We start from the raw sequence: 10,807 nt of genomic DNA, 5'->3' as shown, positions 1-10,807 counted from the left end.
GGACCCCGCCGACGTCACCGCGACGGTGTCCGGTGACGGCTCGGAGATCGCGTTCACGGTCCCGCCCGGCACGGTGCGCGCGGGGGGGCCCGGCCCCCCGGGGGGGGGGCGGGGCCCCCCGGGGGGGGTTTTGGCCTGGGTGGGGGGGGGGGGGGGGGGGGGGGGCCCCCCCCCCCCTCCTGCGTCTCCACGCTCGTCGGACGGCGCCCGCGCGCGTCGCCGAAGCCGCTGGTAACGTGCGAATCGGGGGTGCTCATGGGCGCAGGGTTCGTGCTGACAGGCCTGCTGCTGGTGCTCACCCTGGGGGCGGCGGCGCTGCTGCGCTGGCAGGCGCGCCCCGGCCACGCCATCGTGCTCGCCTCGGCGGCGGTCGCGATGACCGCGCTCGTCGCGGTCGGCGGCGTCGTGGACGTGCGCGACATCGCGGCCGCCGAGCCCGAGGCGATGCCGACGGCCGCCCTGGTGCTGGTCGCCGACGACCCGGATGCCGAGATCGGCGCGACGGTCGACACCGCGGCGCTCCCGCTCGACTGGCTGCTGGTCCAGGGCGCGGAGACCGTCGCCGCGATCCCGTGGCCGGTCCCCGAGCAGGCCGAGGCGGTGCGCGAGGGGGCGGCGACGCCGGTGTCCGTCACGGAGGGGGAGCTCGCGGACTACTACCTCGACCACGGCATCCTCGCGCGCGACGGCGCCGACTTCCTGGTGCAGACCCGTGCCGGCTGGCCGGCGCGGGTCTCGCTCCTCGACGGGATGCTCACGGTCACCTTCGGCTGACCGCCCCCACGCATCGTCCCTGCGAGGCTCGTCAGGCGGTGGGGGGCGCGGCAGTGGTGTCGCGCACGATCACCCGCTGGGTCGGCGCGTCCGAGGCGAGGTGCCGCACGCCCGTCGCGGCCAGGACCGCAGCGAGATCGACCGCCTGCTCGAGCCCGGTGGTGCTGTACCGGACCGAGGTGAGGGCCGGGACCGCGAACTGTGCCTGCGGGATGTCGTCGATGCCCATGATCGACAGGTCCCGGGGCACGGCGACACGCGCCGCGTGGGCGCCGGCGAGCATCGCGAGGGCCACCTCGTCGTTGTAGGCGGCGATGGCCGTGGCGCCAGACCGGCGCGCGGCCTCGACCGCCTCGACCGCGGAGGCCACGTCGGTGGCCGGCGCGAGCCGCGTCACGCGGAGCCCGCGCGCGCGCACCGCGTCCTCGATCCCGCGCCAGCGCTGCGCATCGACCTCCTCGAGGCCCGGGGTGCCCGCCGGCGCGTAGGCGAGGCGGGTGTGGCCGAGGCCGGCCAGATGACCGACCTGCGTGACCGCCGCATCGTGGATGACCCGCTCCGCGTCGTAGGACGCGGGCATCACGCTCACGAGCAGGGGCACGCCGGATGAGGTGAGCTCCTCGGCCGTGGCGGCATCGAGCATCGCCATGGTGACGACGGCCCTGGGGCGGGTGGCGCGCGCGAGGGTGATGACGTTCGCGTGGTCGCCGAGCGACCGGCCGCCGAGCTCGACGATCGGCACGAGGCCGGCGTCCTGCACCGCATCGGACAGCGTCGCCACCATGGCGCCGACGAGCGAGCCGAACGGCACCTCGGTGAAGTCGATGATGACGACGTCGGAGGAGCCGCGGGCCAGGGCGGTCGCGGTCGCGTTCGGCACGTAGCCGAGCGACTCCGCTGCCGCGAGGACCCGGGCACGCGTGGCCTCGGGGATGGTCTGACCCGGGGTGCTGTTGAGCACGTAGCTCACGGTCGCGGCGGAGACGCCGGCGGCTGCGGCGACGTCGGTCGCCTTGACGCGCGCGGAAGCGGGCATACGGGAACCCTATCTTGCGATCCGGGAGAGGAACGCTTATGGTGGAGGACCTAACTTATGCGCTTAAGTTAACCACGCGGCGACGTCGCCGCGGACCAGGCGCAGCGGTGGGCCCGGGCCGGGGCACCGCAGAAGGAGAGAACGATGCCCGACATCAGCACCCTCACGCTCGAGGAGAAGGCGCGCCTCGTGTTCGGCGCCGACTTCTGGACCACCGTCGGGATCCCGGAGAAGGGCATCCCGTCCGCGATGCTTACGGACGGTCCCCACGGCCTGCGCAAGCAGACCGGCGGCTCGGACCACCTGGGCATCAACGGCTCGGTGCCCGCCACCGCCTTCCCCACGGCCGCCGCGACCGGTTCGTCGTGGAACCGCGAGCTGCTGACGCGCATGGGCGCCGCTCTCGCCGCCGAGTGCCGCGTCGAGGAGGTGGACGTGCTCCTCGGCCCCGGCGTCAACATGAAGCGCTCCCCCCTCGGCGGCCGCAACTTCGAGTACTTCTCCGAGGACCCGCTGGTCGCGGGCGAGCTCGGCTCCGCCTGGATCTCCGGCCTGCAGGCCATGGGCGTGGGGGCGTCGGTCAAGCACTACGCCGCGAACAGCCAGGAGACGGACCGCATGCGCGTGAGCGCGGAGGTGGACGAGCGCACGCTGCGCGAGATCTACCTGCCCGCCTTCGAGCGCGTCGTGAAGCAGTCGCAGCCCGCGACGGTGATGTGCTCCTACAACAAGATCAACGGCGTCCGCGCCTCGGAGAACCACTGGCTGCTCACCGAGGTGCTGCGCGACGAGTGGGGCTACGAGGGCTACGTCGTCTCCGACTGGGGTGCCACCTGGGACCCGGCCGTGGCGCTCGAGGCGGGCCTCGACCTCACGATGCCGAGCACCGGCGAGGCCGGTCCCGCGGCGGTGGTCGCCGCCGTCCGCGACGGCCGCCTCGACGAGGCGGTGCTCGACCGGGCCGTGCAGCGCATCGTCGGCGTGCACGCGCGCCTGCGGGACGCCCGCACCACCGAGGCGACCTTCGACGCCGACGCCCACCACGCGCTCGCCCGTGAGGTCGCCGCCGACTCGGCCGTGCTCCTCGCCAACGACGGCGACCTGCTCCCGCTCCGTTCCGAGGGTGGCGAGGTCGCCGTGCTCGGCCCGTTCGCCACCGCGCCTCGCTACCAGGGCGCCGGCTCGTCGCACGTGAACCCCACGCGCCTCGACGAGCCGCTCGCGGAGATCGCCGCGGGCTCGCACCGCGACGTCGTCTTCGCGCCCGCCTTCCGCCTGGACGGCGAGACCGACGAGGCGATGCTGCAGGCCGCGGTCGCCGCGGCCGCCCGCGCGGAGGACGTGGTCCTGATGCTCGGCCTGCCCGACGCCGTCGAGTCCGAGGGCTGGGACCGCGAGCACATGGACCTGCCGCAGGTGCAGCTCGACGTTCTCGCCGCCGTCGCCGCCGCCAACCCGCGCGTCGTCGTGGTGCTGTCGCACGGCTCCGTGGTCTCGCTTGAGCACGTGGTCGGCAAGGCCCCGGCCATCCTCGACATGTGGCTCGCCGGCCAGGCCGGCGGCTCAGCCCTCGCACAGATCCTCTTCGGCGCCGCGGAGCCCGGCGGCCGCCTCGCGGAGACCGTGCCGTGGCGCCTCGCCCACACCCCCGCCCACGTGAACTGGCCCGGCGGCGACAAGGTCGTCCGCCACGGCGAGCGCATCTACATCGGCTACCGCTGGTACGACGCCACCGACCGCGACGTCGCGTTCCCGTTCGGCCACGGCCTCTCGTACACGACCTTCGAGCACGAGGTCCTCGCGGTCGACGTGCCCGACCCCGCGGTCGCCGCCGCGACGGTGCGAGTCCTCGTCACCAACACGGGCGCGCGCCGCGGCACCGACGTGGTCCAGGTGTACGTCGGCGACCCGGTCGCGGCCGTCGACCGGCCGGTGCGCGAGCTGCGCGCCTTCGACAAGGTCGCCCTCGAGCCGGGCGAGTCCACCGTGGTGACGCTCGAGCTCGACGACCGCGCCTTCGCCTACTGGGGCGACGGCGGCTGGACCGTCGAGTCCGGCGAGTACGTCGTCGAGGTGGGCCGCTCGTCGCGCGACATCGTCGCCGCGCGCACCCTCACGCTCGACATGCCCGCCGCCGTCCCCTCGCTCGACATGGAGTCGCTGTACCGCGACTGGCTCGCGCACCCCGCGGGTGCGGCCGTGCTGGCCGAGGTGGTCGCCGCCGGCGCCTCGGGCCAGGGTGCCGACCTCTTCGAGGACAACGACATGGCCGAGATGATGCTCCAGATGCCGATGGTCAAGATCGCCGACTTCGTCGCGCCGGGCCGTGGCGCGGAGACCGTGCGGGGCATGCTCGACGCGCTCGAGCGCGTGCGCGCCTGATCGCGCCGCCGGCATAGACGAGGGCCCCGGGGATCACCCCGGGGCCCTCGTGCCGTCAGCGCGGGCTCAGATGAACAGCGTGGTGCCGCTCTCGTTCGCCTCGCCCAGGAAGGTCGCGACGCCGGCGAGCTCGACGCCGTCGAGCAGGTCGGACTGCGACATGCCCAGCAGGTCCATCGTCATCGTGCAGCCCAGCAGGCGGGCGCCGCCGTCCTGCGCCGACTTGATGAGCTCGGGCAGCGACGGGACGTCGTTCTGCTTCATGACGTTCTTGATCATCGCGGTGCCCGCGCCGGCCATGTGCATCTGCGACAGGGTCAGCTTCTCGGCGCCGCGCGGCATCATCGCGCCGAACATCGTGTCCATCATCGACTTGTCGCGCTTGGGCGGGTCCGTGCGGCGCAGGGCGTTGAGGCCCCAGAAGGTGAAGAACATCGACACCTCGTCGCCCATGGCCACGGCGCCGTTGGCGATGATGAAGGCCGCGAGGACCTTGTCGAGGTCGCCGCTGAAGACCACCATCGAGGTCTTGTTGCGGCCCCCGGCGGCCTTGCCGGTCTGGACCGGCTCGACGCCGCCCTTGCGGAACGTGCCCACGAAGCCGGGGCCCTTGGGGTCGAGCGACACGAGCGTGTGGCCGTTCTTCGACGCCCACGCGGGGCCGTCGAGGGCGAAGCCCGGGTCGGACACGGTGACGCGGACCTCGTCGCCCGCATCGGCCTTCTTCATGGCGTCCGCCAGGCGCATGATCGGGCCGGGGCACGCGAGCCCGGTGCAGTCGAGCTCGGTGATCTGGCCGGTCGCGGCGGCGACGGCCGACGCGACGGAGACCTTCTCCGCGTAGTTCTCCATCGGAGGCTGCGCGGAGTACTGGTCGGCCGGGTTGTCGTGCACGTGACCGTACGTGGTCGAGCCGCCCGACAGGGTCGCGACGTCCGTGAAGCCGTTCTGCACGAGGATGCGGTGCGCGAGGTACGAGCGGAAGCCCACGGCGCAGTAGAGGCGGATCGGCTGGTCCTTGTCCTCCCATGACCTGATGGCCTCGCGGAACGTCGCCAGCGGCACGGACTCGGCACCCGGCAGGTGGTGGATGCCGTACTCCTCGGGGGTGCGCACGTCGACGAGGCGCGCACCGTCGGGCACCGGCCACTCCTCCGCGTACCAGAGGGTGAAGTCGCCACGGATGGTGTTGGCGGCGACGAAGCCGGCCATGTTGACCGGGTCCTTCGCGGAGCCGAACGGCGGCGCGTACGCGAGCTCCTGCTCCTCGAGGTCGAAGACGGTGAGGCCCGCGCGGATCGCCATCGCGAACACGTCGAGGCGCTTGTCGACGCCGTCGAAGCCGCACGCCTGCGCGCCGAGGACCTTGCCGTCCGTGGGCGAGAACAGCAGCTTGATGTGCATCATCGCGGTGCCGGGGTAGTAACCGGCGTGGCCCGACGGGTGCACGTGCACCACGCGGTAGTCGACGCCCGCGGCGTCGAGCTGACGCTTGGTCGCGCCGGTGCCGCCCGCGACCATGTCGAAGACCTTGACGATCGACGTGCCCTGGGTGCTCCGATACTCGGTGTCGCGTCCGCAGATGTTCTCCGCGGCCACGCGGGCCTGACGGTTCGCCGGCCCCGCGAGCGGGGCGAGGTACTGGCCCGGCAGCACGGGGTGGGGCGTCTCGACGGCGTCGCCCGCGGCGTAGACGTCGGGGTCGGACGTCTGCATGTGGGTGTCGACCTTGATGCCGCCGCGCTCGCCCAGCTCGATGCCGGCGTCCTTGACCAGCTGGACGGCGGGCTTCACGCCCGCGGCGAGGATGACGAGGTCGGCCTTGAGGACGGTGCCCGAGTTGAGCTCGACGCTCACGCGGTCGTCGCCGTCGCTGTCCGCCAGCGCCTGGAAGGCGGCGGCCCCGGTCGACAGGTGGAGCCCGATGCCGCGCATGCGCAGGTGCTGCTCGACCGGGATCGCGATCTCGTGGTCGACGGGCGGGAGGATCTGGTCGGAGAGCTCGACCACGTCGACGCGCACGCCGCGGTGGTGGAGGTTCTCGGCCATCTCGAGGCCGATGTAGCCGGCGCCGACGACGACCGCGGTGACGGTGCCGCGCTTGCCGGCCTTCTGGGCGGCGAGGGCGGCGTCGAGGCGGGCCTTGATGCGGTCCATGTCGCCGATGCGGCGCAGCACCTCGACGGCGGGGTGGTCGATGCCGGGCAGCGGCGGGCGCACGGCCTCGGCACCCATGCACAGCGCGAGCTTGTCGTACGACTCGGTGTACTCCTTGCCGGTGTCGACCTCGCGCGCGGTGACGGTCTTCTTCTTCCGGTCGATCGCGACGATCTCGGTCGCGATGCGGACGTCGATGTTGAGGGACTCGCGCAGGCTCTCGGGCGTCTGCAGCAGCAGGCGCGAGCGATCGGAGATCACCTCGCCCACGTGGTAGGGGAGGCCGCAGTTGGCGAACGACACGTGGTGGCCGCGCTCGAAGACGACGATCTCCGCCGACTCGTCGAGGCGCCGCGCCCTCGCGGCAGTGGATGCTCCGGCGGCGACACCGCCGACGACGATCAGCTTCATGTTCCCTCCTGGGGGTCTCGAACCTGATTACGAAGATATCCCCCGGGGTATGCGCACCAGGGGGTATCTGGTCCCGGTTGGACGATGCGCGGGAGAGGGGAGCGCGCGCGGCGCGACGCGCGTTGGTACGGGTGGCGACATCGCCGCCCGACGCGGATGCGCATCGTCCATGCACACCACCCTGGCACGCGGGCCCTCCGCGCGCAGGGCGTGCTGGCGGGCGGCCGTCGGCGAGTCGTGATTTGAAGAATTCAAAAGAAGGACGTACGCTGACCGTCATGACACAGCTCGACACGCACGGGATGCTCCGCGGAGCCGGCCTGCGCGTCACCGAGCCCCGGCGTGCGGTGCTCGAGGCCCTCGCGGGCCTGCCGCACGCCTCAGCCGACGCGGTCCATGCGCGGGTGTCCCAGACCCTCCCGGACGTGTCGCTCCAGACGGTCTACAACGTCCTCCACGACCTCACCGGTCGCGGGCTCGCTCGTTCGATCGAGCCCGGCGACCACCCCGCCCGCTACGAGCTGCGGGTGGGCGACAACCACCACCACCTCGTCTGCACGCACTGCGGTGCGATCGCGGACGTCGACTGCGTGGTGGGACACGCCCCATGCCTGACCCCCGACGACGACCACGGCTTCGCGGTCGCCGAGGCGGAGGTCATGTTCTGGGGTCTCTGCGGGGACTGCAAGCATGCGGTCGCCGTGCCGTCCCCGGCCTCTGTCCACCTCTGAACGTCGCAACCACGAAGGAGCGCTCCCATGTCGGAGAAGTTCACTACCACAAACTCCGGGGCACCGGTCGCCTCGGACCAGCACTCGCTGACCGTCGGCAACAACGGCGTCACCTCGCTCACCGACCACTACCTGGTCGAGAAGCTCGCGCAGTTCAACCGTGAGCGCGTGCCGGAGCGCGTGGTCCACGCGAAGGGCGGTGGCGCGTTCGGCACGTTCACCACCACGAACCCGGAGATCGCGAAGTACACGCGTGCCGCGCTGTTCCAGGACGGCGTCCAGACCGAGATGCTCGCGCGCTTCTCCTCGGTCGCCGGCGAGCACGGCTCCCCCGACACGTGGCGCGACCCCCGCGGCTTCGCGCTGAAGTTCTACACGACCGAGGGCAACTACGACCTCGTCGGCAACAACACCCCGGTGTTCTTCATCCGCGACGGCATCAAGTTCCCCGACTTCATCCGCTCGCAGAAGCGCCTCCCCGGCTCGCACATGCGCGACAACGACATGCAGTGGGACTTCTGGACCCTCCAGCCCGAGTCGGCGCACCAGGTCACGTGGCTCATGGGTGAGCGCGGCCTCCCCCGCTCGTGGCGAGAGATGCAGGGCTACGGCTCGCACACCTACCAGTGGATCAACGCCGAGGGCGAGCGCTTCTGGGTGAAGTACCACTTCAAGAGCCAGCAGGGCGTGCACGGCCTCACCATCGAGGAGGCGGGCCAGCTCGCGGGCTCGGACGGCGACCACCACATCCGCGACCTCTACGAGCACATCGAGGCCGGCGACTTCCCGCGCTGGGACCTCTACGTGCAGGTCATGCCCTACGAGGACGCGAAGACCTACCGCTTCAACCCGTTCGACCTCACCAAGGTGTGGCCGCACGGCGACTACCCGCTCATCCCGGTGGGCGTCATGGAGCTCAACAAGAACCCCGAGAACTACTTCGCGCAGATCGAGCAGGCGACCTTCGCCCCCTCGAACTTCGTGCCCGGCATCGGCGCCTCGCCGGACAAGATGCTGATGGCGCGCATCTTCTCCTACGCGGACGCGCACCGCTACCGCGTCGGCACCAACCACGCCGACCTGCCGGTCAACTCCCCGCACGCCGCGGACGCGAACGGCCACTCGTACGCCAAGGACGGCGCGATGCGCTACTCCTTCGCGTCGCCCGACACCCCGGTGTACGCGCCCAACTCGCACGGTGGCGCCCACGCCGACGCCGCCCGTGCCGGTGACGCGGGCAACTGGGAGTCGGACGGCGAGATGGTCCGCGCCGCCGCGACCCTGCACGCCGAGGACGACGACTTCGGTCAGGCCGGCACGATGTACCGCGAGGTCTTCGACGACGCGGGCAAGGCGCACATCCTCGAGCAGATCACCGGCCACGTCGGCGCGGTGAAGTCGGACGACATCCGCGAGCGTGCGATCCAGTACTGGACCAACGTCGACGCCGATCTCGGTGCGAAGCTCCGCGCGAACCTCTCCGGCGAGGCGCCGGTCGAGGCCGGCGAGCCCGGCACCGGCGTGGAGCCCGTCTCCGTCTGATCCCGGTTCCCGAAGGCCCGATCCCCGCAAGGGGGTCGGGCCTTCGTCGACTCCCAATGACAAAGGTGACGCATGTGACCGTCGCCTCCGACGATGCGCTTGTCACACCTGTCACCCTTGTCATTGGGAGTCGAACGGGCGGCCGGTTACCATGACTGCGGCCGATGCCGGCCTCCCCCCATCCGACGTGCGCGTCCGCGCGCGCTCACGCCTGTCTTGGACGGAGTCCCCCATGCCCACCGCCGCCCGCACCGCCACCGGCGTGCCCGAGGCCACCGCCGCATCGTCCTGGCGCGCCGCCCTCAAGCCCCGCGTGCTGCGCACCGAGCTGGTCTCCGGCCTCATGGTCGCGCTCGCCCTCATCCCCGAGGCGATCTCGTTCTCGATCATCGCCGGCGTCGACCCCCGCGTCGGGCTCTTCGCCTCCTTCACCATGGCGGTGTCGATCGCGTTCCTGGGCGGCCGCCCCGCGATGATCTCCGCGGCCACCGCCGCCGTCGCGCTCGTGGTGGCGCCGCTGGCGCGCGACCACGGGCTCGACTACCTCATCGTCGCCGTGGTCCTCGGCGGCATCCTCCAGGTGGTGCTGGGCCTGCTGGGCATCGCGAAGCTCATGCGCTTCATCCCGCGCTCGGTCATGGTCGGCTTCGTCAACTCGCTCGCGATCCTCATCTTCCTCGCGCAGCTGCCGCACCTCACCGACGTGCCGTGGGTGGTCTACGTCCTCGTGGCGGCCGGCCTCGCGATCATCGCCCTCTTCCCGCGCCTCACCAAGGTGGTGCCGGCGCCGCTGGTCGCGATCGTGCTGCTCACCATCGTCACCGTGTCCGCCGCGATCGCCGTCCCGACGGTGGGCGACGAGGGCGCGCTCCCCGAGGGCCTGCCCGGCCTCTTCATCCCGGACGTCCCGGTGAGCCTCGAGACGCTGCGCATCGTCTTCCCGTACGCGCTCGGCCTCGCGCTCGTGGGCCTGCTCGAGTCGCTCATGACCGCGAAGCTCGTCGACGACATCACCGACACCCACTCGGACAAGACCCGCGAGGCCTGGGGCCAGGGCGCCGCGAACGTCATCACGGGCCTCTTCGGCGGCATGGGCGGCTGCGCGATGATCGGCCAGACGATGATCAACGTGAAGGCCGGCGGTGCGCGCACGCGCCTGTCGACCCTCTCGGCCGGCATCTTCCTCCTCATCCTCGTGCTCGCGCTCGGCGACGTGGTCGCGATGATCCCCATGGCGGCCCTCGTCGCGGTGATGATCTACGTGTCGTGGGCGACGTTCGACTGGCACTCGATCCGCCTGTCGACGCTGCGCCGCATGCCTCGCTCGGAGACCTCGGTCATGCTCGTCACCGTCGCGGTCGTCGTCGCCACGCACAACCTCGCGTACGGCGTCGTCGCAGGCGTGGTGCTCGCCTCGGTCCTCTTCGCGCGCCGCGTGGCGCACCTCGCCGAGGTGGTCGGCGGCGAGATCGAGGACGGCGTGCGCCGCTACACGGTGTCGGGCGAGCTCTTCTTCGCGAGCTCCAACGACCTCTACAGCCAGTTCGACTACGCGGGCGACCCCGACAAGGTGGTCATCGACATGACGCACTCGCACGTGTGGGACGCGTCGACCGTCGCGGCGCTCGACGCCGTCGAGCACAAGTACGCCCTCCACGGCATCGAGGTCGAGATCGTGGGCCTCAACGAGGCCTCGCGCGACTTCCACGGCCGCATCACCGGGCACCTGGGCGCCGGGCACTGACCCGGCACGCCTCCGGCGGGAGGGAAGATG

The 10,807-nt window shown here is 71.9% G+C and carries 7 protein-coding genes; 5 read left to right on the top strand and 2 right to left on the bottom strand.

Annotated features, from left to right (window positions below; translation table 11 throughout):
• The first annotated feature begins 255 nt into the window (after positions 1-255).
• On the top strand, positions 256-774 hold the full coding sequence (locus QQX09_RS09695) for a hypothetical protein (RefSeq protein ID WP_301133964.1): 519 nt from the start codon (positions 256-258) through the stop codon (positions 772-774).
• Positions 775-805: 31 nt separating this feature from the next.
• Here QQX09_RS09695 and QQX09_RS09690 read toward each other — a convergent pair whose 3' ends face one another.
• Complete coding sequence (locus tag QQX09_RS09690; protein WP_301133962.1) at positions 806-1,810, bottom strand: LacI family DNA-binding transcriptional regulator; 1,005 nt, start codon at positions 1,808-1,810, stop codon at positions 806-808.
• 144 nt (positions 1,811-1,954) lie between these two features.
• Between QQX09_RS09690 and QQX09_RS09685 the strand changes: the two genes are divergently transcribed.
• Positions 1,955-4,192 (top strand): beta-glucosidase family protein, encoded by a 2,238-nt coding sequence (locus QQX09_RS09685; protein ID WP_301133960.1) that lies wholly within the window; start codon positions 1,955-1,957, stop codon positions 4,190-4,192.
• Between the two features lie 66 nt (positions 4,193-4,258).
• On the opposite strand, the gene QQX09_RS09680 is transcribed toward QQX09_RS09685, so the two are convergent.
• Positions 4,259-6,760 (bottom strand): FAD-dependent oxidoreductase, encoded by a 2,502-nt coding sequence (locus QQX09_RS09680; RefSeq protein ID WP_301133958.1) that lies wholly within the window; start codon positions 6,758-6,760, stop codon positions 4,259-4,261.
• 278 nt (positions 6,761-7,038) lie between these two features.
• On the opposite strand from QQX09_RS09680, the gene QQX09_RS09675 reads away from it, so the two are divergent.
• The 3 genes from QQX09_RS09675 (at position 7,039) to QQX09_RS09665 (ending at position 10,777) form a co-directional block, all read left to right on the top strand.
• Positions 7,039-7,491: a Fur family transcriptional regulator gene (locus tag QQX09_RS09675; RefSeq protein ID WP_301133956.1), complete on the top strand. Its 453-nt coding sequence runs from the start codon at positions 7,039-7,041 to the stop codon at positions 7,489-7,491.
• Positions 7,492-7,518: 27 nt separating this feature from the next.
• Positions 7,519-9,033, top strand: coding sequence for a catalase (locus tag QQX09_RS09670; protein WP_301133954.1), 1,515 nt, complete (start codon positions 7,519-7,521; stop codon positions 9,031-9,033).
• Between the two features lie 232 nt (positions 9,034-9,265).
• On the top strand, positions 9,266-10,777 hold the full coding sequence (locus QQX09_RS09665) for a SulP family inorganic anion transporter (protein ID WP_301133951.1): 1,512 nt from the start codon (positions 9,266-9,268) through the stop codon (positions 10,775-10,777).
• Positions 10,778-10,807: the final 30 nt, after the last annotated feature.

This window comes from Demequina litoralis (assembly GCF_030418455.1).
Lineage (GTDB): Bacteria > Actinomycetota > Actinomycetes > Actinomycetales > Demequinaceae > Demequina > Demequina litoralis.
This window is presented reverse-complemented; position numbering and strand designations above follow the sequence as displayed.